Genomic DNA, 21,666 nt, shown 5'->3' on the forward strand with positions numbered 1-21,666 from the left:
ACACGCAACAGGGATTTAAGGATGAACAAGAATCTGTATCGTATCGTGTTCAACAAAGCGCGCGGTATGTTGATGGTAGTGGCAGAGATCTCCCGGAGCTGTCGTGCGGTAGCCTGTCCGGCATCCGGCCCGTCCTGCGTGCAGCGCCAGTGCGTAACGCGCCTGAGCGCCGTCTCCTTTGGTCTGCTGCTGGCGCTCGGTGCCGTGCAGCCTGCGGCAGCCAATATCGTGGCCGATCGCAACGCGCCAGGGAATCAGAAACCCACCATCCTCAACAGCGCCAACGGTACGCCGCAGGTCAACATCCAGACGCCGAGCAAAGCCGGGGTCTCGCGCAACGTATACAGCCAGTTCGACGTCAACAGCAAAGGTGCCATCCTTAACAACAGCCGCAAAAACGTCGCGACCCAGCAGGGCGGCATGGTAGCGGCAAATCCGTGGCTGGCGCGCGGCGAAGCTAAAATCATCCTCAACGAAGTGAACTCCCGCGACCCAAGCCGCCTGAACGGTTACATCGAAGTGGCCGGGAAAAAAGCCCAGGTGGTGATCGCTAACCCGTCGGGCATCACCTGCGACGGCTGCGGCTTCATCAACGCTAACCGCGCCACCCTGACAACCGGTCAGGCGCAGCTCAAAGACGGCAATCTCACCGGCTACGCGGTTAATAAAGGCGAGATCGTGATTCAGGGCAAGGGCATGGACAGCTCCCGCCAGGATTACACCGACATCATTGCCCGTTCGACCAAAGTAAACGCCGGGCTATGGGCAAAGGATCTGAAAGTCACCACCGGGGCGAACAACGTTGATGCCGCCCACGATCGCGTCGAGGCCAAAACCGCCGACGCGGCGACCCGCCCACAGCTGGCGGTGGACGTGGCAAACCTCGGCGGCATGTATGCCGGGAAAATCCGTCTTACCGGCACCGAAGCCGGGGTCGGAGTGCGCAACGCCGGGAATATCGGGGCGCAGGCCGGCACCGTCGTGGTGACCGCCGATGGCCGCATTGAGAACAGCGGCAACATCAACAGCAGCGGCGACATGCAGCTGGCGGGTAATGGCGTCACCAACAGCGGCCATCTGTTCGCGGGCGGTAACGCGGCGGTGACCAGCCGTGGCGATGTCGACCACAGCGGTAGCCTCGCCGCCACCGGCAACACGACCGTGACCGGCTCGCGCATCACCGCCAGCAAAACCAGCACCCTCGCCGCCGGTATTCGCAACGACGGCAGCATCGGTACGCAGGGCGACCTGCACCTCTCCAGCGACGGCAAGCTCAGTATGCACGGTGAAAACCTGACCGCTGGCGCGCTCACTACCCGCAGCAACGGCCTCGATGCCAGCGGCAGCCGTACCAGCGCCCGCGCTGCGACGCTCGACGCCGGTAACGGCGATCTCGATCTGCGTCAGGCACAGGTTGTCGCCACCGATAGCCTTGATGCGCGCAGCGCCGGGACGCTCAATAACGACGGCGGTGCGCTCAATGCGAAACGCGTTGCGCTAACCGCGCACGACCTCTCTAACCAGCAGGGCGAGATCGTCCAGACCGGCGACGAAGACATGACGCTGGCCCCGGCGGGCTCGCTGAACAACGGCAGCGGGCGCATCGCCACCAATGCCAGAAATCTCACCCTCGACGCCGGAAATATTGATAACCGCAAAGGTGAAATCGTTCACGCCGGGAAAGGCACCCTGGCGGTAACCACTCCGCGCTTCAGCGGTGATGAGGGCGAGATCGCCTCGGCAGGCGCGCTGACGGCAAAGGTCGGCGATCTGCAACTCAATAACGCCACCACCAGCGCAGACAATATCACCCTTGATGCCGGTAACCTGTCGCACCGCGGCGGGCAGCTGGTGCAGAAAGGCACGGGCGATATGCACGTCACCGCCACCGGCGCGCTGGATAACGACGGCGGCGCGATCGAGAGCAATGGCGCTGTCCGGCTCGGTGCCGATACGCTGAACAACCGCAATGGGAGCCTTATCGCCGCCGGAGAAGGCAGCCTGACCGCGCGCGCCAGCAACCTGCTGAATAACGAGGCCGGGACCATCGCCGCCAACAGCGATGTCGATTTGACGGCGGGTGCCCTGAATAACCGCAGCGGCAAGACGGCCGCGCTCGGCAAGGGCAACCTGACTGCGCAGGTCAATGGTGCGGTGGACAACACCGGCGGCGTGCTGACGGCCAATAACGGCGTGACGCTCACCGCTGGCAGCCTCGATAACCGCACCGGACAGCTGGTAGCATCCGGCGATGGCGGGCTGATCGCCACGGTTAACGACACCATCAACAACGATGGCGGCACGCTTGCTGCCGATGGTGACGTGGAGCTTAACGCCGCAGCGCTCAGCAACCGCAGCGGGAAAACCATCGCCGCCGGGGACGGCAATCTTACGGCCCGCATCGGCGGTGCGGTGGATAACGCCCAGGGCACACTGGTAGCGGGCAACAACCTCGACCTGCAGGCCGGTTCGCTGGGCAACAGCGGCGGCGTGTTCGGCAGTAATCAGAACGCCGTGCTGCGCACCCGTGAACTCGACAACGCCGAGGGTTCAGTGCAGGCCGGACAGGCACTGACCCTCGACGGCAGCGATGCGCCGCTGACGGTGAATAACCGCGCCGGCAACCTGGTCGCCGGTCAGCGCCTCGACCTTAACGCCAGCGCCCTGAGCGGCGATGGCAAAGTGCTCTCCGACGGCGATATGAACCTTACCCTCGCCCAGGGCTTCACCAACCAGAGCCAGATGGTGGCGAACGGTGCACTGTCGCTGAGCAGCGGCGGACACGTCGATAACCAGGGCAAGCTGCTGGCAGGCAAAAGCCTGACGCTCAATGCCGCTAGCGCCAGCAACGCCGCAGGCGCCGAACTGGGCGGTGGCGAAACGCACCTGATTCTGAACGATACGCTCACCAACCGCGGGCTGATCGATGGATCGCTGACCCACATCCAGGCCGGCACCCTGAACAACCTCGGCAGCGGGCGGCTGTACGGGGATCGCATTGCGCTGCAGGCCGGTACGCTGAATAACGCGGCGGAAAACGGCGTCGCCGGGACCATCGCGGCGCGCGATCGTCTGGATATTGGCGCAGGCAATCTTAACAACAGCGGCCACGGCCTGATCTACAGCGCTGGCGCGATGGCGATCGGCGGTGCGCTGGATGCAGCCTTTAACGCTGTCGGACGCGGCGCCATGCTCATCAACCGCGGGGCGACCATCGAGTCGGGCGGCGACATGCGCATCGACATGAGCCAGATCCAGAACCTCAACAACAATCTGGTCACCGAAGTGGTGGTCAGCGAGGTTTCCAGCCATCATGACGCGGTACTGAAAGGCAAACGGGATCGCTTCGACTGGAGCCAGGTCAATACCGATAAAAAGAACAAATACGGGGTTCACACCGCGAAGATGCCTGATGGCACCAGCGGCAGCGAGTTCTACGAATACAACTACACCCGCACCGTGCAGGAGACGCGGGTGAAAGAGAGCGATCCGGGCAAAATCATCTCCGGGGGCAATCTCACCATCAACAGCGATCTGCTGCACAACAAGGACAGCCAGATCGTCGCCGCTAAATTGCTGGCCGGTACCATCGGCGTGCTGAATAACGATGCCACCACCGGCGTGAAAATCATCACCGACGTCGGGTCGCAGACGCGCTGGTATGCCAAGAAGAAGAAAAGAAAACTCGGCGGCACCAAAACCTCGCAGGGCAGAAGCACCAGCGACTATCGCCCGGCGGCGGTCACCCAGACTATCTCGCTCAACACCCTCGCCTGGGAGAGCAATGGCGCGGTGCAGGGCAGCGGCGCCGCCCCTGGCGGACGCAATACCGGGCAGTTTGCCCAGCCGGTTTCCCTGACCTTTAACGGCTCGCAGCCGGTGCATCTGGCACCGGGCCAGAGCTGGGAAGTGGGCCAGAACGTGCAGGACGCATCCGGCAACACGCCGGATCGCCTGGTGCGCACCAGCGGCGTGAACACCCGTCTGCCATCCGCCAGCCTCTATACCGTGCACGCCTCGCCGACCAGCAACTACCTGATCGAAACCGACGCGCGTTTCACCAACGAACGTACCTGGCTCAGCTCGGATTACATGCAGAAAGCGCTGTCGCCCAACGGAGATGTCACGCTGAAGCGCCTCGGCGACGGCTTCTATGAGCAGCAGCTGATCCGCGATCAGGTCGCTAACCTCACCGGACAGCGCTACCTCAGCGGTTTTGATGACGACAACGCCCAGTACAAAGCGCTGATGGATGCAGGCATTGCCTTTGCGAAGGCGCACAACCTGACCGCGGGCGTGGCGCTCAGCCCGGAACAGATGGCCCTACTCACCTCCGACATGGTGTGGATGGTTACCGAAACCGTGCAGCTGGCGGACGGCACCAGCCAGCAGGTGCTGGTCCCGCAGGTTTACGTGCGGGTGAAAGACGGCGACGTTGACGGCAGCGGTTCGCTGCTGGCGGGCAACCGCGTCGCCTTGCAGACCGGCGAGCTGAACAACAGCGGCACCCTGCTGGGCCGCGATTTGACTGCGCTCAGCGGCAACAACATCACCAACAGCGGCACGATCCGCGGCAGCAATATCGACATCGCCGCCCTGACCGACTTCAGCAATATCGGCGGCACGCTGCTGGCCGATGACGCGCTGCAGATCCGCGCCGGACGCGATCTCACCAGCACCAGTACTGTGCGCGGCGATGCGGCGAACCGTCACCTGGATCGCACCGCGGGGATTTACGTGCAGAACGACGGCGGCAAACTGGTGCTGCAGGGCGTCAACGACGTTAACCTCGCCGCCACGCTGGTGGGCAACAACGGCAAAGAGAGCACCACCACCATTGCCGCAGGCAATAACATTAACCTCGGCACCATTACCACCACGCACAGCGAGCGCGGCGACTGGGGCAAGGATAACTATCGCGACCTGACGGAGCGTAACGAGGTTGGCAGCCAGATCGCCGGCAACGGCAACGTGACGCTCTCGGCGGGCAACGACCTTAACGCGCGTGCTGCCACGGTCGATGCCGGGGAGGCGCTGACCGCCACCGCCGGACACGATCTCAACATCACCGCGGGCGAGTCGGCGTATCACCTTACCGAACACAGCAAGCAGACCAGCAAAGGCTTCCTCTCCGCGCAGTCGCTGGAGACCCACGATGACGTGCGGGCGACAGAGTCCGTCGCCAGTAATTTCACCGGCGACAAGGTGACGCTGCTGGCCGGGAACGACCTGGCGGTACGCGGCAGCAACGTGGCGGGTGACGGCGACGTGCGTCTCGGGGCGGGCAACAACCTGACCATCGATACCGTTGAGGAGCACCGGCAGGAGAACCATCAGCGCAAAGAGAGTAAGTCCGGCCTGATGGGCACCGGCGGTATTGGCTTCACCGTGGGTAGTCAGAGCCTGAACACCACCGATGACGGTAAGAGCATCAGCCACGCCATCAGCACCGTGGGCAGCAGCCAGGGCAACCTGACGCTGCAGGCCGGCAACGATCTCAACGCCCGCAGCGCTGAGCTTATCGCCGGGCAGGATATGACGCTGGAAGGCAAAAACATCGCCATCACCGCCGCGGCTGACTATAACGAGCAGACCCACAAGGTGGAGCAGAAGCAGAGTGGCTTCACCCTGGCGCTTTCCGGCACGGTAGGCAGCGCGGTGAATACCGCCGTTGAGACCGCGCACCAGGCGCAGTCCAGCGGCAACGGACGCATTGCCGCCCTGCAGAACACCAAAGCGGCGCTGACCGGCATCCAGGCGGCGCAGGCCGCTCGGCTGGCAATGGCGCAGGCCGGCACGCCAGCCGCCTCCGATAACACCGTCGGCGTCAGTCTCTCTTACGGCTCGCAGTCCTCATCGTCCACCCAGCACAGCGAACAGACCACCGCGCGCGGCGGCAGCCTGACCGCCGGGGATAACGTCAACATCACAGCCACAGGCTCCGGCGCGAAGGGCGTGGACGGCGACATCCTGATGCAGGGCGCAACGGTGCAGGCCGGTAAGGATGTGAACCTGACTGCCAACCGCGACATCAACCTGGTGTCGGCGCAGAACACCCAGCAGCAGACCGGGAGCAACAAGAGCAGCGGCGGCAGCGTGGGCGTCGGCATTGGCGCAGGGTCCGGCGGCTGGGGCATTAACGTGTCCGCCAGCGTTAACCAGGGCAAGGGCAGCGAGAAAGGCAACGGCACCACCCATACCGAGACGCTGGTTAACGCCGGAGACACCGTCAACCTGACCAGCGGACGCGACACCACCCTGACGGGCGCGCAGGTCAGCGGCGAGACGGTGAAGGCCGATGTTGGCCGCAACCTGACGCTGACCAGCGAGCAGGACAGCGACCGCTACGACTCGAAACAGCAGAATGCCAGCGCGGGCGGCAGCTTTAACATCGGATCGATGAGCGGCTCGGCCAGCGTCAGCCTCAGCCGCGACAAGATGCACAGCAACTACGACAGCGTGGTTGAGCAGACCGGGATCTACGCCGGGAAAGGCGGCTTCGACGTCACCGTGGGCGAGCACACCCAGCTTAACGGCGCGGTTATCGGCTCCACCGCCAGCGCGGACAAAAACCGCCTCGACACCGGCACCCTGGGCTTCAGCGACATCCACAACCAGGCGGATTACAAGGTTGAGCACCAGAGCATCGGCCTGAGCACCGGGGGCAGCATCGGCAGCCAGTTTGCCGGTAACCTGGCGAACACCATGCTGGCGGGCGTGAATGAGGAAGGGCACGACAGCGGCACCACCCGGGCGGCGGTGAGCGACGGTACCCTCGTGATTCGCGACCAGGACAAGCAGGGCCAGGACGTGGCGCAGCTCAGCCGCGACGTGGAGCACGCCAACGGCTCGATTTCGCAGATATTCGATAAAGAGAAAGAGCAGCAGCGCATCCAGCAGGCGCAGCTGGTGGGCGAGATGGTGAGCCAGGCGACGGACATCGTGCGCAGCGAGATGGCGATTCACGCCACCGAAGCGGCGAAAGCGAAGCTGGCGACGGCGTCAAAGGATGACCTGGATAAGGCGCGTCAGGACATCCTGGATAAAAACGCGAAAGCGAACCCGGATGCGAAAGATATCGCCTCCCAGGCCTACCAGAACTATTACGATGCGGAAGTGAAAGCGAGCGGCTTCGGAGTAGGCGGAACCTATTCCCGGGTGATGGACACCGCGGGCGCGGTGATTAAGGGGCTGGCAGGTAATGACCTGGGCGCCGCGCTGGCCGGCGGTGCCGCACCGTGGATAGCGGACTTTATCGGGCATAAATCCGAACTCGATAATGCAGGAAAAATCGCGGCGCACGCGGTGGTCAATGCCGCCCTTGCCGCCGCCCAGGGCCAGAACGCCGCCGCAGGTGCCGCGGGCGCGATAACCGGCGAACTGACGGGCATGATTGCCGCCGAGATGTACGGCAAGAAGGCAGGCGCACTCACCGAAAGCGAAAAAGAAACCGTCTCCGCACTGGCCACCCTGGCGTCGGGCCTCGCCGGTGGACTGGTGGGCGACAGCACCCAGAGCGCGGCCTACGCAGCCCAGACCGGGAAGACGACGGTTGAGAATAACCTTTTGGGTGATAAATCCGCCGCGAGATTACTGGAGCTTGAGGATAAACTTAAAAAAGGTGACAAATCGCAAAAAGTTGCTGAGGAATATATTTCTTTGGTTAACTTTGATGAGCGAAGCGATTCTTTATTGAAAAAATTTAATAAGGAACCACAAAATTTGACTGCGCCCGAGAAAAGAGATTTATACCGCTATCTGGCAGTTGTTGCATCGGAGATGGAGCAGAAGCTCGGAGCTGATGTTACACAGCAGACAATCATGAATTATTTATCTGGTCAGCAGTATATGATGCGCGTTCCCGATAAAGAAGCCTTAAGAGCAGCAGAGTCTGCGATTAATACATGGGGTTATCATAAGTCGAATGCCAGTATTGGTGACGCGCCGGTAATGTTCGGAAGCAGTGTGCTGGGGCTTACAGTAAAGGGCATGGCAATGAATGTGGCGATTGGTACTACGGTAAATACTGGCGCTCAGTTAGCAGGAAACGATCCATTCAGTTATGTTGATGCGGTTATGGCAGGAGTTACTGCAGCATTGACTAATGGGAAAGGAGTTAGTGCATCAGCGGCTATTAACGTAGGTGGAGCCTTAGTTGGAAGTAGTATTCAAGGAAAAGATAATACCAATGAAGCATTAGGAGCTGCGGCAGGATCCGTTGCAGGTAGTGCTGTTTCCAAAGGAGTGGGTATACTTGAACCTGTAGTTAAAGAAAGCACTAAGAATATACTGGAAGCCGTTGGTGGATCTATGTCAAGTGAATATGTTGGTAATCAAGTTAAAGACAAACTTAAAAAGGCTGAAAATGAAGATAATTAAAAAATATCGGTATATTTTTTTTATAGTAGTAGGTCTTGTCTTCTGTGCCTTACTATCCGCAATCTCTGATGTTATTGCAACATTGATTGTTTTTTTTAAAATAGACAGATTTATTTTTTCTTGGAGTGAATTGTTAAGCAATATTATAAATAGAGCACCTGTGCCTGGTATCCTTTTAGGCTCAGGTTTATGGCTCAAAAATAAATTACAAGAACGAGAAAATAGAGGGGGGGATACCAAATAATCTTACTATACTGTCCTGTTTACCCGACTTATCGTTCATTTGCCAGCCGGTAAACCACCAGTCCGCGTGGCCCTAAGAATAAGACTGGACATGCGAGAAATCACCGGTTCCATGAACCTTTAAGAGTAAAAAATTTCATCAACCCAATGAAATCGAAATCGAAAAAGAAACCGTCTCAGCGCTGGCCACTCTGGCCTCGCCGGTGGTCTGGTGGGCGACAGCACCCAGAGTGCGGCTTACGCCGCGCAGACCGGGAAGACGACGGTTGAGAATAATAATATGGGTGCTATGGCCGGTTCAGACCTTGGATTTTGGCTGGGCAAAACACCGGATGCAACAACAGAGGAAAAAGCGGAATTAGCTGGCAAAGTGGCGAAAGGTAATGGGGTGGTATCTGCTGGGATAGTTAGTACTGTGGGTGTCGGTATGTTGACAGCCGAACAAGCTGCAATGTGGGGACTTGGTGCAGTAGCAAATTCGGCTATACAGTATGCAACCACTGGTGAAATCAATCCGATTAATTCTGTAGCGGCTGGCTGGATAAATGTGATAACTATAGGCCAGGGCTGGACAGGAACGATAGCCTGGAATGCGGCAGGCGGGGCATTAACAAATGCAATCAATGGAGACGACCCTCTTACCGGGGCTATAACAAATGGAGCGGGGGCCGGGTTTGGATATGGGATTGGCAATTATGTGGTCAAGCCTGCTGCAAATACACTCGGTAAATGGTTAACCGGTGGCTGGAATCCAAAATTCGATCCTACTCTACTAAAATATACTGAAGTTAAAGGGCAGTTAGGTCTATCTAAGGAAATGGTACCGAGTAAGATTCCTAGTGCTTCGGGTAATGCTGGTAGTAGTTTATCATCTGAATTTGGAAGCTCCATTATCCAGAAAAAGAAAGATGCATTGGAGGCTGGAAAATGAAGAATCTCCTTTTTATTGTCTTATTAATGACTGTATGCATATTTAGTTTGTTTATAGTTGGTGCGATTTTTTATATTTTTCTGGAAATATTTATGTACTTTTATTTGAATGCGCCAATATCATTTGAAGTTTTTCAGTTTTCTAGACTGTTAAAAATGAGTGTGTATGGGGGGGGGATCTTAGGCTTGGGTATTGGTTTGTTGCATATCATGAAAGTTAAGGGTTTCTGAAATTTTGTGGGGAATAACTCCTTGATCGGGATGAAGCCCGGAAGTCAGTTAAAGAAAAAAGGAGTGGCTGAAAGAAAAATTCAGCACTGATATTTATTTTTCTTTTTTAGTATGGGCCTCACCGTTGTTCTGATAGGCGACAGAACACAGAGCGCGATTTACGAAGTGCAGGCAGGGAAGACGACGGTCAAGAATAATAATCTCGTCAGAGTACTGGTTGCTGCGGAAGGCCATAAACCGCTTACGCTAAAAAAACGGCAAAACAATAGCTAGCTACTTTCAAGGCTACAAGCAGTGGAAACACACTACTTGCATGCGAGCTTGCTATAACCGCAATGGGAACGGTTAGTGGCGGATCTGCGCATGAAGCATTCAATATAGTGGCAGATTCAGAAAATTCCAATATAAAAAAGCATGAAAAATGAATAACAATAAAAATATTGTTTTATTAATCTTTTTAGCAGTCACATCTGTTCTGACAATGAATATTATTGCTGTGGTTATATATTTATTAGCAAAGGCATATCTGTATCTGTTTCAGGATGTGCCATTGGGTAATTTTCTGTCAGGATTTTCAAGAGCTATTCGAGGCGCATCTATCGGTGGTCTAATAGCGGGTATCGGTTGTTGGTTTCTTTATTTAAAAAAATGACATTTACGATCAATTATAAAAATATGAGTGTTATATTTTTTTGAAAACCATTAATATGGTTATTTTGAATTTGAAAATTTAGAAACTTTAATGATCCGTTACCAAAAGATATGGTTGATTCTGGTCGGTTCGGTTCTGCAACAACGTGGGGTGAAGCCATCATCGTAAGGATTAAAAATCAAAGTGGTGGTTTTAGTAAAAATAATCCGAATGGTTCCACTGACTCACCTAGAATAACGGGTAAAAATAAATGATTAATAGAGCCATGATGTATCAGAGTTATTTATACTCAGGATTTTCTTTTCCTGAAACTTTTGTCAATTATGTGTCTCAGGCGCAATTGGAAGATATTGAGCCGTGGTGGTTGTTTTGCCATTCATCAAATTATGTTGATTTTTGGTGTGAAAAGGTTAGAGAGCTTTATCCTGAAAGAAAATTAATTCCTTTTGCTAACTGGCGTTATTCAGATGATATAGTCTGCTTTGATGGTGCGGATATATCTGGAGATCCGGAGGTATACTATGTTCACGCCTTTGCTTCAGCAGGCTGGGAAGATAGAGATTATACAGATAACTTTGATGAATGGTTAAAAATGGCGCGTCTCGAATCTGCCCGTCATAAAGCTGAACGGGCAGAAGATGAGGAATAGTTATTCCTGAATAAACAGATAAGGTACTCGTTCTGTTAACCATACTCCATTATCAGCCTGGTAGAATTTAAAGCCTTGATCATACATATTCAGGGCTTCTATTTTTAGTAGCACTGGCTTTCCATAACGCTGGCCTACCTGAATTGCTGTATCTTTATTGGATGAAAGATGTACATACTTGCGAGACATAGGGATTAGACCTTGTTCCCTTATTGAAAATATAAAACGGATGGCTGTTCCATGATATAAAAAGCATGGAGGCACCTTCTCTATGTAGGTAATGTCAACTTGTTGTGTTGAATGCCCCTGAGCTGCCCGGATACGCAAACCATCTTCTGAGATCGTAAAGCGTTTTTTGTCACTACTATCAACGATGTTAAAAATAATGTTGTTATCAAGTTTATAACCTTCTTTGATAGAGCAAGTAATAAGCTCGCTTATGACAGCCCATCCTTCTTTATCTAATAATAAGCCAATAGATTCTGGTTGATGGCGTAATACGTAACTCAAAAACTTACTGATATCTGTAATTTTATTATTCATACTCTTACTCTCAAACGATCCCGCTCTTGATTCCGGGATCTTATTATCAGCCGTCAGGCTTATCCAAAACGCCCGCGCTCACGCTTGATCGCCTGACGATCCCCTGTGTCGTTCAGCACGCCGGGGAACGCCTTAAGCCACTGCTTCATCTTCGGCCCGTTGACGGAGACCACGCTCAGCCCCTCTGCACAGCCGTACAACTCGTGGGCTTTCTGTGTGGTGATGGCGATACAGTCCGGCATCACCCGTATCTTAACCTGCATCCTGTCGGTAAATCTCGTCGGTGGTATCCACAGGCCGCGTAAAAATATCGCATTACGCATAGCCCGGCTGTAGTACTCGCAGCTGGATCTACGCCGGGAAAGGCTGCTTCGACGTCACCGTGGGCGAGCACACCTGGCTTAACGGTGCGGTTATCGGCTCTACCGCCAGCGCGGACAAAAACCGCCTTGACACCGGCACCCTGGGCTTCAGCGACATCCACAACCAGGCGGATTACAAGGTTGAACACCAGAGCATTGGCCTGAGCACCGGGGGCAGCATCGGCAGCCAGTTTGCCGGTAACCTGGCGAACACCATGCTGGCTGGCGTGAACGAGGAGGGCCATGACAGCGGCACCACCCGGGCGGCGGTGAGCGACGGCACCCTTGTGGTGCGCGACCAGGACAAGCAGGGTCAGGACGTGGCGCAGCTCAGCCGCGATGTGGAGCACGCCAACGGCTCGATTTCGCAGATATTTGATAAAGAGAAAGAGCAGCAGCGCATCCAGCAGGCGCAGCTGGTGGGCGAGATGGTGAGCCAGGCGACGGACATCGTGCGCAGCGAGGTGGCGATTCACGCCACCGAAGCGGCGAAAGCGAAGCTGGCGACGGCGTCTAAGGATGACCTGGATAAGGCGCGTCAGGACATCCTGGATAAAAACCCGAAAGCGAACCCGGATGCGAAAGATATCGCCTCGCAGGCCTACCAGAACTATTACGACGCGGAAGTGAAAGCGAGCGGATTCGGGGTGGGCGGAACCTATTCCCGGGTGATGGACACCGCGGGCGCGGTGATTAAGGGGCTGGCAGGTAATGACCTGGGCGCCGCGCTGGCTGGCGGTGCCGCGCCGTGGATTGCGGACTTTATCGGGCATAAATCCGGACTCGATAATGCAGGAAAAATCGCGGCACACGCGGTGGTCAATGCCGCCCTTGCCGCCGCCCAGGGCCAGAACGCCGCAGCAGGTGCCGCAGGGGCGATAACCGGCGAACTGACGGGCATGATTGCCGAAGAGATGTACGGCAAAAAAGCAGGCGCACTCACCGAAAGCGAAAAAGAAACCGTCTCCGCACTGGCCACCCTGGCCTCTGGCCTCGCCGGTGGTCTGGTGGGCGACAGCACCCAGAGTGCGGCCTACGCGGCACAGACCGGGAAGACGACGGTTGAGAATAACCTTTTGGGTGATAAATCCGCCGCGAGATTACTGGAGCTTGAGGATAAACTTAAAAAAGGTGACAAATCGCAAAAAGTTGCTGAGGAATATATTTCTTTGGTTAACTTTGATGAGCGAAGCGATTCTTTATTGAAAAAATTTAATAAGGAACCACAAAATTTGACTGCGCCCGAGAAAAGAGATTTATACCGCTATCTGGCAGTTGTTGCATCGGAGATGGAGCAGAAGCTCGGAGCTGATGTTACACAGCAGACAATCATGAATTATTTATCTGGTCAGCAGTATATGATGCGCGTTCCCGATAAAGAAGCCTTAAGAGCAGCAGAGTCTGCGATTAATACATGGGGTTATCATAATTCCAACGCTAGTATTGGAGATCCTGTCTTAATGTTTGGTACAGGTCCACTTGGCGATGTAGTAAAAGGCGGAGCTGCAGTAAATGCGGCTATAGGGGTAAGTATTAATACGATTAATCAATTAAACGGAGATAAGCCTTTTAGTTATGTTGATGCAGTTATCGCTGGAGGTACAGCGGCTCTTACAAAAGGCAAAGGGATTAAAGAAAGTTATATGATAAATATAGGAGGTGCGGCCATAGGTAGTGGTTTAAAAGGAGAGAACCCATCTGCATCTATGTTCGGCGCTATGGTTGGTACATACATTGGCGGAAAAGTTGAATTAAAATCTACAAAATTTCTCACGCCTTTCATCAATAAACCTAATGCCGAGATGGGTAGTGCTGTAATCGGGGCTTATGCTTCAGAAAAGTCTAGTGGGATGGCAACAGATTTGACCGAAAAATGATTAAAGAGATGGGGATTAAATGAAATTCAAAAAGATTGGGGTGTCAATGCTTATTTTTTTCATCGCGCTCTGGGTAATTGTTATTTTCGGAACATTAATTCTTGTGGGTATAAGTACAAGTGCTTTATTTTCAATTTTTAATGACACTGGTTTTTATTATGATTGGGCTAATGAGCTTTACTCATCTTTCAAGCAGGCGCTTATAGGAGGGGGATTATTTGGGGGGTGGATTTGGCTCAGGGCAAAATATATAGAAAGGAAAAATAGCAATTAAGTAATAGAGGTAAGTGATTTATTTTGATAACCTGGATGTCTCGCATTAGGCTGAATTTTGATTGTTAATAATGATTTTCACATTTATAACTTTTTTATATTCTCTAATATTAGAAAATTTTTTTATTTTTTGATTTAGTGGCTCGCTCAACGTCGTCGTCAGCCGCGACGTGGAGCACGCCAACGGCTCGATTTCGCAGATATTCGATAAAGAGAAAGAGCAGCAGCGCATCCAGCAGGCGCAGCTGGTGGGTGAGATGGTGAGCCAGGCGACGGATATCGTGCGCAGCGAGATGGCGATTCACGCCACCGAAGCGGCGAAAGCGAAGCTGGCGACGGCGTCAAAGGATGACTTGGATAAGACCCTACAGTGCCAATGGCGGGGAATGCAATAGGTACTGTTCTGGGAAACAAAGCCGGATATAAATTTACCAAAGAAATGCTATCGAAGGGATACTCGTCGGTAACTTCTGATGTTATTGGAACTGTTTCTGGGGGACTATAGGTGCCGGGGCAGTCGGTGTCATTGATTATGGATTAACCGGATCTGTCGATCCTAAACAGAAAATGATAAAAAGGAGGCGGCCCAGTGAAAGATAAAAATTGGTTGAAAAAATTTTTATTAATTTTAATCGCATTTATTTTGACGATGGACTTTATAGCATTGCTTGCTTACCTTGCTGCCAAAACGTATATTTATTTTATTCGCGGTGTTGAATTTGGTGTGGATCTTCAAGAATTGTTGAGGATAATTAAAGCTGCTTCTTTGGGCGGTTTTGTAGCAGGGGCTGGTTGTTGGTATGCATATCTTAAAAATGAACGTTCAAGATGATGTTCAGTAAAATATGTTTAAGAAATTCAGCATGAGTTTTTTATTTGATGATCAAGTATTCAAAATGTCGATTATTTTATAAGGCACTCTTTTTGTAGATTGTATTTAATTGCTAAAATTGACGTAAAATGCCCTTATTATAAGGAGGCCGAATCCGTTAAGAAAATGGTTCAGGTAAAACGGGGCATCAGCGCTATCGCTGCCAGTCATGCCGCCGTACTTCCCAACTCGATTATGTTTATCGTGCCTGTCAGCCCTGAATGAAAGAACAGATTGTCGATCCTACAATGACCAATGCGGGCATTCGTGGCATCGGGCGAGTATTGTACAATGGTATCTATGCCGTCGTTCGCAGCTTAAAACACTCTCGCCACGATGTGTAGCCACACCTCCACTTAATAATCTTCAGATTCAGCTTATCTGTGAGTTCGATGAAATATGGGCATTTATTGGCCATGCTTTTGAGAATGTGAACAAAAAGACGCTGCGTAAGCTACCAGGGTTACTATCGAGCTTCAATGTTGCCTTCTGATGTACAGGTAAGCCCACCGGCCAGGATTATAATATGAGTATCAATAATAAAATTAGAGCGTTGGGTGAAGGTCTAAAAGATCGAATAGATGCTTCAATCATTGATTTCGACTTGGAATATATAGAGCATTCTGAGAATGTTTTGGCGTTTGAAACGCTATGTGATCATATTGCTGATTATGATGCTGTTATAACGAAGGATGAGTATAATCAAATCATTAATATCGTAAATGAGCTTAATCTAAAAATCGATAACAGATATTTATGTATTAAGCCAGATAATAAATTATAAAGAACCTAAAAATTCCCTGGTCTGAGTGCCGGTATTACGTTATACGATGTAACCCTAAATTCACGTTTCCGCGCTTGAGAAGGCCTTAAGCTATTTGCTCATAGAAAGAAGTTCTTGAGGCATTAATGCAGGTGCTAAATAGTGAAAAGGAGGTAGATATCCGAAGTTAATGCTGAATTGAGGCAGTACTCCGAAATTAAAGGAGATTTTGGGATTTCGAAAGAAATGACACCGAGTAACATACCTGGCAGTTTTGGCGGGCGATATTGGAGCATCTTTCTCTTCTGAATGTGGCGGAAAAAAAATTGAACTAATCATTGAGAAAAAGTTGAAATGGAATACTTTAATGGAAAAATGTCCAACCTGCTGATTTTATTTTTTGGCAGTATACTTGGGATTACTTTTACTTTCTTGTGCATTGCCTTGCTTGTAGATGTTTTAGTTTGGATGCTAACAGGATCTTTCGATTTGAAAAAGGGCGATGTAATTAAAATCATTAAAATTGGTTGTGTAATTGGCGCTTTCACTGGCGCGGTTTTTGTTACTACCAGGCTATTAAAACTAAAAATATTTTAGGTCGATGATAAGTAGTTTATCTCCAAAAAAAACAGCATGGTCATTAAAAATCCAGGCGGCTGCAGCTAATGTAGGCGGTTCAGTATTCTCTGAAACTACAGGAAAAGGCGCAGAAGCAGTTGTAAATAAGGTTAAAGAGAAATATGAAAAAAAATAACAGTTTGGCTTGGGCTGTTTTGTTTATATTGTTTTCAATGCTAGGTATGACTTTCTTGTCTTTATTTGGATATTTTTTATTTGCATTTTTATTGTGGATGGTTGGCGGACAGTTAGATTTTAATATAGTGGAAATAATCACCTACACTAAAATTGGTGTTTTTGGAGGGGGGGTAGTGGGTTTTGGTGTTGTTTTAATGAAGCTATTAAAAATAAAAGGATTTTGAGCCAATGTCGACAAAATACTTGTAGTAGGCTTAATCGCAGCCACAAATATTAGGCTCGCGTGTAGCTGTAGGTTATGCCTTTTTACAAACGTCGGCGGGCGTAAATAACTGCTTTTTTAAGAGCCATCCCTGGCCCTCTCACCATCAATGCGGGCTTGCCACCGGGCGCACGATAATTTCGCTGACGTCCACGTCGTCCGGCTGCGAGATAGCGTATGACATGGCGCGAGCGATACTTTCCGGTTTCAGGGCGATGCGGCGGAAATCGCGCATGGCTTCCCGGGCGGTGTCGTCGCTAATGATGTCCGCCAGTTCCGATTCCACCACGCCGGGAGAGATGACGCTCACGCGAATAACGTCGGTTTCCTGGCGCAGCCCTTCCGAGATGGCCCACACCGCGTATTTACTCGCGCAATAAACCGCTGCGGTGGGTGATACGGCATGGGCACCAATCGACGCGACATTGATAATGTGCCCCGCCTTCTGCTTCTCCATCACCGGCAGTACGGCGGCGATACCGTAGAGCACCCCGCGCACGTTCACATCCAGCATCAGATCCCACTCCTCCACCTTCAGCGACGACAGCGGCGACAGAGGCATGACGCCCGCATTGTTGATCAGCACGTCGATACGGCCATGTTTCTCCAGCGCAAAGTCAGCAAGACGCTGTACCGATGCCCGATCCTGCACGTCGGTCTGCAGCGCATCGATGGTCGCGCCGTCAAAGCGCAGCTCGTCGCACAGCGCTTCCAGGCGGTCGGTACGCCGTGAGCCGATCACCAGCAGATGCCCCTCCGCCGCCAGCTGGCGCGCGGTGGCTTCGCCAATGCCGCTGCTTGCGCCGGTCAGAACAATCACTTTACGATTTGGTTGTTGAGTCTGGTTCATGCTTAACGCCCTCTGTACGGTTAGTGAGCGTTCAGAGTAGTGAAAACCCCCTGCCTGAAATAGCGCCATTCCTCTCTGAGTATTGCCTGATTATCTCGTAATGATTAATTAGTAAGCTGAATTATGCAGTACACTAGCCTTAACGCAGCGATACTACCGGATGGAAACTATGCCAGTGCCTGACGTACAACAGCAGATCTGCCAGCGGCTGATGCAGCTTGCGCCGCATGAGGGCTACACCAAATCTTTGCTCGACGAAGTAAGGTTTATGCGCGCCGATCACCCGTTGCCGCGCACGCCGGTGCTGTATGAGCCGGGTATCATTATTGTCTGTCAGGGCCGCAAGCGCGGTTTTCTGGCTGACCGGATGTACCGCTACGATGCCCAGCAGTTCCTGGTGCTGTCGGTGCCGCTGCCGTTCTCATCAGAAACAGAGGCGACGCCCGAGGAGCCCATGCTGGCCGTGGCGGTACGGCTGGATATGACGACGGTGGCAGAGCTGATCATGCTGATGGGCGAGGCGCGGCAGCCAATCCCGGACGAGCCGGAGGGAATGATCTCTACGCCGCTGGATGGGTCGATGCTGGATGTGCTGCATCGTCTGCTGCAGGCGCTGATGTCGCCGCTGGAAGCGAAAGCGCTAGGGCCGTCGCTGATCAAGGAGCTCTATTTTCGCGTGCTGATGAGTGAGCAGGGTGGTGCGGTACGCGCGGCGCTGGCGTATCAGGGGCACTTCGGGCGCATCTCACGGGCACTTAATCATATTCATGCCGAGTGGCAAAGCCCGCTCAGCGTGGCGGATCTCGCCAGCCGCGCCGGGATGAGCGTGCCGCGGTTTCACATCCACTTCAAAGCCATCACCCACACCTCGCCGCTGCAATATATAAAATCGGTCAGGCTGCATCAGGCGCGGCTGATGATGATCCGCAGTAATCTGCCGGCGTCTAAAACCGCGCTGGAAGTGGGTTATGAAAGCGCCTCGCAGTTCAACCGCGAGTTTAAACGGTTCTTTGGTCGCAGCCCCGGTGAAGAGTCGCGCATGATGAAACAGGCGCTGGCGCTACTTCCGCCAGCGGATCTGGAGCGGCTGGCGATCCCGCATTAACGCAAATTTCGTTTGTTTCGAATATTGTTATTTTCGTTTATTTCGATTACATTCAGCGTGACTACTTAACGAAGGTAATAGCCATGACCACCTCATTAACCGCACTCGAGCTCCCGGACGCACGCGAAAGCGAGCTGGCGCAGCGAGGCCAGCAGGAACTGGCGGCATTCCTCTCAACAAAATTTGAAACGCAGCGTATCGCAATCGTTGGGGACGATAACCAAACCCATACTATTGAGCTGCCTGCCAGAGCGCTGAGCATGTTGAGGGATATCCTCGGCGAGCTGGCCGCGGGCAACGCTGTGCAAGTTGTGCCGATTCATGCGGAACTCACTACGCAAGAAGCAGCTAACATGCTTAACGTTTCACGTCCTCATATGGTGAAATTGCTTGAGGACGGGAAATTGCCGTTCCACAAAACCGGGCGGCATCGTCGCGTGTTGTTTGCCGATCTGATGGAATATAAACAGAAACGGGAACACGAAAGCCTCGAGGCCATGCAGGCGCTTGCGGACCAGGCGCAGGACACAGGGATGTATTAATGGAACACTCACCTTATCCCGTTGTGCTGGATGCATGCGTGCTTTATCCAGCACGATTAAGGGATTTGCTGATGCATCTGGGGATAGCGGGATTATATCAGCCGAAATGGAGTGCTGAGATCCATCGCGAATGGTGCCGAAATCTGTTGATGAACCGACCGGATATTACCCAGGCAGCATTAACGCGCACCGTTGAGTTGATGGAGAAGGCGCTTCCTGACGCTCGCGTGGTGGGCTTCGAAACCCTCATTGAGGGGCTTACGCTTCCTGATGAAAATGACCGCCATGTGTTGGCCGTGGCGTTACGCGCAAAAGCCGAAGTCATCGTGACGCTAAATCAAAAAGATTTTCCTGCCTCCGCCCTGCAAAAATTTAATATCGAAGCGTTGCATCCGGACGATTTTATCACTGACCTGCTTGATCTCAGTCCGGGCATCGCACTCGAAGCCGTCAGGCGTCAACGGCAGTCGCTCCGACACCCTCCTCTCTCAATAGATGATTTTCTGGATATGCTGCTGAAGCAGGGTCTTAATGGCACTGTCAGCGTTCTCAAAGGATATCGTCAGGCCATCTGAGTGCCGAGGCCGTTTAATCCCACCCCAGCGCATGCATAATCGCGCGGCGGTATGTGGTATCGATCTGCGCGGGTACGCGCTGCATATAATCCCTGGCGTGTTCGCGCGTCTCGCCGCTTAGGCCGTCGAGGTAGAGAATCGCTTCGGTGATGGACGGTACGCGCCCCTCTGTGTCCTCGCTGCGCGGCGGTAAATCGGTCCAGATCAGCGCATCAATGTCGCGTTCACGCGCCCAGTCGTTCAGCATCCCGCCGGGTGCGTTATGAATGAGCAGCGAGCCGATGCCGTCGCAGCGCTCTTCGGTAATGCCCTCGCGTCTGCGCAGCGCCTCGCAGGCAACGTCAAGCCGATCGGTATCAAGCCACGCCCATAATATCGGTACCGGAGTGGCATTCAGGCTGATGACGGTGGCCAGTTCGCCGCCGTCGCTGATACGGGTGAATTCAATCGGGAGGTGCGGGCCATCCGCTTTCCAGTCCCAGGCGACCGGTAAGTTTTCCGGTTTCCAGATAAGCGATCCCCAGCCAAGACAGGCAATTTTCATATGCTAATTCCTGATAAGCCCAAAGGCGCGATGTAAAAACTGTAGCAGAAGCGCTCCGGTTCGCCCGGCGCGGGCGGAATGAAAAAAGCCGCGCCAGGTGGCGCGGCAAAAGGCATAACAGTGAGGGTATCAGGCGCTGCTGTAGAATGCCGCCAGCTTTCCGGCGTTTAGCCTGGGGCATGGCTCCAGCAATGCGCCTCAGGCAGACAGCGTAGCGTTGTCGATCACGAAGCGGTATTTCACGTCGCCCTTAAGCATGCGTTCGTAGGCTTCGTTGATCTGGTCAGCGCGGATCAGCTCGATATCCGCCACAATCCCGTGCTCGGCGCAGAAGTCGAGCATCTCCTGGGTTTCCAGGATGCCGCCAATCATCGACCCGGCAATGGCCCGGCGCTTGAAGATCAGGTTGAACACTTCCGGCGCATCGTGCGGAGAGGCCGGGGCGCCGACCAGCGTCATGGTACCGTCGCGCTTAAGCAGCGTGGTGAACGCATCAAGATTGTGCGGCGCTGCCACGGTGTTGAGAATGAAGTCGAAGCTTTTGGCGTGAGCCTGCATCTCTTCAGCGTTGCGTGAGACCACAACCTCATCCGCGCCCAGCGCTTTCGCTGCTTCGCGTTTCGATTCCGAGGTGGTGAAAGCGACCACTTCCGCGCCCATCGCATGCGCCAGCTTGATCCCCATATGACCCAGTCCGCCAATACCCACGATGCCCACTTTTTTGCCCGGCCCGACGTTCCAGTGACGCAGCGGTGAATACGTGGTGATGCCTGCGCACAGCAACGGCGCAACGGCGGCCAGCTGCGATTCCGGATGACGAACGCGCAGTACGTAGCGCTCGTGCACAACGATCTGCTGGGAGTAGCCGCCCAGCGTGTGGCCTGGCGCGTCCGGCGTCGGGAAGTTGTAGGTGCCGATCATGTTATCGCAGTAGTTTTCCAGACCGTCGAAGCACTCGTCGCACTGTTTACAGCTGTCCACGATGCAGCCGACGCCAACCAGTTCGCCGGGCTGGAAGCCGGTAACGTGCGCCCCGGTAGCGATGACGCGACCAACGATCTCATGGCCCGGCACGCACGGGTATAGCGTTCCTGCCCACTCGGCACGTACCTGGTGGATATCGGAATGGCAGACGCCGCAGAACGCGATGTCGATCTGCACATCGTGCGGGCCTGGCTCGCGGCGGGTAATGCTCATTGGTTCCAGCGGCTGGGTGCCGGAATATGCACCAATAGCGTTGATATTCATGGTATTAACTC

The 21,666-nt window shown here is 53.5% G+C and carries 21 protein-coding genes and 1 pseudogene; 17 read left to right on the forward strand and 5 right to left on the reverse strand.

Going from position 1 to position 21,666, the window contains the following annotated elements; translation table 11 throughout:
* Nucleotides 1-21 precede the first annotated feature (21 nt).
* From KFZ77_RS00105 to KFZ77_RS00130, 5 genes are all read left to right on the forward strand, one after another.
* Nucleotides 22-8,379, forward strand: coding sequence for a hemagglutinin repeat-containing protein (locus KFZ77_RS00105; RefSeq protein WP_264385111.1), 8,358 nt, complete (start codon nt 22-24; stop codon nt 8,377-8,379).
* On the forward strand, nt 8,366-8,623 hold the full coding sequence (locus KFZ77_RS00110) for a hypothetical protein (RefSeq protein ID WP_264385112.1): 258 nt from the start codon (nt 8,366-8,368) through the stop codon (nt 8,621-8,623). Before KFZ77_RS00105 ends, KFZ77_RS00110 begins: the two co-directional genes overlap by 14 nt.
* Before the next feature lie 210 nt (nt 8,624-8,833).
* Entirely contained in the window at nt 8,834-9,553 is a 720-nt protein-coding gene (locus KFZ77_RS00115) for a VENN motif pre-toxin domain-containing protein (protein WP_406678792.1), read from the forward strand.
* 651 nt (nt 9,554-10,204) lie between these two features.
* Nucleotides 10,205-10,435: a hypothetical protein gene (locus KFZ77_RS00125; RefSeq protein ID WP_264385114.1), complete on the forward strand. Its 231-nt coding sequence runs from the start codon at nt 10,205-10,207 to the stop codon at nt 10,433-10,435.
* 250 nt (nt 10,436-10,685) lie between these two features.
* Nucleotides 10,686-11,084: an SMI1/KNR4 family protein gene (locus KFZ77_RS00130; RefSeq protein WP_264385115.1), complete on the forward strand. Its 399-nt coding sequence runs from the start codon at nt 10,686-10,688 to the stop codon at nt 11,082-11,084.
* On the opposite strand, the gene KFZ77_RS00135 is transcribed toward KFZ77_RS00130, so the two are convergent.
* Both KFZ77_RS00135 and KFZ77_RS00140 read right to left on the reverse strand, forming a co-directional pair.
* Nucleotides 11,085-11,627 (reverse strand): RNA 2'-phosphotransferase, encoded by a 543-nt coding sequence (locus tag KFZ77_RS00135; protein ID WP_264385116.1) that lies wholly within the window; start codon nt 11,625-11,627, stop codon nt 11,085-11,087.
* 59 nt (nt 11,628-11,686) lie between these two features.
* Nucleotides 11,687-11,890 carry a hypothetical protein gene (locus tag KFZ77_RS00140; protein ID WP_264385117.1) on the reverse strand — a complete coding sequence of 68 codons (204 nt, stop codon included), beginning with the start codon at nt 11,888-11,890 and terminating at the stop codon, nt 11,687-11,689.
* Between the two features lie 119 nt (nt 11,891-12,009).
* Here KFZ77_RS00140 and KFZ77_RS00145 point away from each other — a divergent pair, with 119 nt between their 5' ends.
* From KFZ77_RS00145 to KFZ77_RS00185, 9 genes and pseudogenes are all read left to right on the forward strand, one after another.
* Nucleotides 12,010-13,866: a VENN motif pre-toxin domain-containing protein gene (locus KFZ77_RS00145; protein WP_264385118.1), complete on the forward strand. Its 1,857-nt coding sequence runs from the start codon at nt 12,010-12,012 to the stop codon at nt 13,864-13,866.
* Nucleotides 13,867-13,885: 19 nt separating this feature from the next.
* Nucleotides 13,886-14,140 (forward strand): hypothetical protein, encoded by a 255-nt coding sequence (locus tag KFZ77_RS00150; RefSeq protein ID WP_264385119.1) that lies wholly within the window; start codon nt 13,886-13,888, stop codon nt 14,138-14,140.
* 169 nt (nt 14,141-14,309) lie between these two features.
* Nucleotides 14,310-14,534, forward strand: a complete 225-nt coding sequence (locus tag KFZ77_RS00155) for a hypothetical protein (protein WP_264385120.1) — start codon at nt 14,310-14,312, stop codon at nt 14,532-14,534.
* A 194-nt stretch (nt 14,535-14,728) separates the two neighbouring features.
* The gene (locus KFZ77_RS00160; protein WP_264385121.1) at nt 14,729-14,971 is read left to right on the forward strand and encodes a hypothetical protein; all 243 of its coding nucleotides are present in this window, start codon (nt 14,729-14,731) and stop codon (nt 14,969-14,971) included.
* A 108-nt stretch (nt 14,972-15,079) separates the two neighbouring features.
* Nucleotides 15,080-15,500: pseudogene (locus KFZ77_RS00165) on the forward strand (IS1-like element transposase); the annotation flags it as partial.
* A gap of 36 nt (nt 15,501-15,536) precedes the next feature.
* On the forward strand, nt 15,537-15,794 hold the full coding sequence (locus tag KFZ77_RS00170; protein ID WP_264385122.1) for a MafI family immunity protein: 258 nt from the start codon (nt 15,537-15,539) through the stop codon (nt 15,792-15,794).
* 333 nt (nt 15,795-16,127) lie between these two features.
* Nucleotides 16,128-16,370 carry a hypothetical protein gene (locus KFZ77_RS00175; RefSeq protein ID WP_264385123.1) on the forward strand — a complete coding sequence of 81 codons (243 nt, stop codon included), beginning with the start codon at nt 16,128-16,130 and terminating at the stop codon, nt 16,368-16,370.
* Between the two features lie 4 nt (nt 16,371-16,374).
* Entirely contained in the window at nt 16,375-16,527 is a 153-nt protein-coding gene (locus KFZ77_RS00180) for a hypothetical protein (protein ID WP_264385124.1), read from the forward strand.
* Nucleotides 16,514-16,753 carry a hypothetical protein gene (locus KFZ77_RS00185; RefSeq protein ID WP_264385125.1) on the forward strand — a complete coding sequence of 80 codons (240 nt, stop codon included), beginning with the start codon at nt 16,514-16,516 and terminating at the stop codon, nt 16,751-16,753. Before KFZ77_RS00180 ends, KFZ77_RS00185 begins: the two co-directional genes overlap by 14 nt.
* 144 nt (nt 16,754-16,897) lie before the next feature.
* Here KFZ77_RS00185 and KFZ77_RS00190 read toward each other — a convergent pair whose 3' ends face one another.
* Nucleotides 16,898-17,641, reverse strand: a complete 744-nt coding sequence (locus KFZ77_RS00190) for an SDR family oxidoreductase (protein WP_031522200.1) — start codon at nt 17,639-17,641, stop codon at nt 16,898-16,900.
* Nucleotides 17,642-17,810: 169 nt separating this feature from the next.
* Here KFZ77_RS00190 and KFZ77_RS00195 point away from each other — a divergent pair, with 169 nt between their 5' ends.
* The 3 genes from KFZ77_RS00195 (at nt 17,811) to KFZ77_RS00205 (ending at nt 19,863) form a co-directional block, all read left to right on the forward strand.
* Nucleotides 17,811-18,746: an AraC family transcriptional regulator gene (locus KFZ77_RS00195; RefSeq protein ID WP_031522198.1), complete on the forward strand. Its 936-nt coding sequence runs from the start codon at nt 17,811-17,813 to the stop codon at nt 18,744-18,746.
* An 83-nt stretch (nt 18,747-18,829) separates the two neighbouring features.
* A complete protein-coding gene (locus tag KFZ77_RS00200; protein ID WP_031522196.1) occupies nt 18,830-19,288 on the forward strand; it encodes a helix-turn-helix domain-containing protein in 459 nt (152 codons plus the stop codon).
* Nucleotides 19,288-19,863: a PIN domain-containing protein gene (locus KFZ77_RS00205; RefSeq protein WP_264385126.1), complete on the forward strand. Its 576-nt coding sequence runs from the start codon at nt 19,288-19,290 to the stop codon at nt 19,861-19,863. The genes KFZ77_RS00200 and KFZ77_RS00205 overlap by 1 nt, the downstream gene beginning before the upstream one ends.
* 13 nt (nt 19,864-19,876) lie before the next feature.
* On the opposite strand, the gene KFZ77_RS00210 is transcribed toward KFZ77_RS00205, so the two are convergent.
* Nucleotides 19,877-20,407, reverse strand: a complete 531-nt coding sequence (locus tag KFZ77_RS00210; protein ID WP_264385127.1) for a hypothetical protein — start codon at nt 20,405-20,407, stop codon at nt 19,877-19,879.
* 198 nt (nt 20,408-20,605) lie between these two features.
* Nucleotides 20,606-21,655: an NAD(P)-dependent alcohol dehydrogenase gene (locus KFZ77_RS00215; RefSeq protein WP_264385128.1), complete on the reverse strand. Its 1,050-nt coding sequence runs from the start codon at nt 21,653-21,655 to the stop codon at nt 20,606-20,608.
* Nucleotides 21,656-21,666 lie beyond the last annotated feature (11 nt).

It is taken from the genome of Siccibacter colletis, from assembly GCF_025914095.1.
GTDB lineage: Bacteria > Pseudomonadota > Gammaproteobacteria > Enterobacterales > Enterobacteriaceae > Siccibacter > Siccibacter colletis.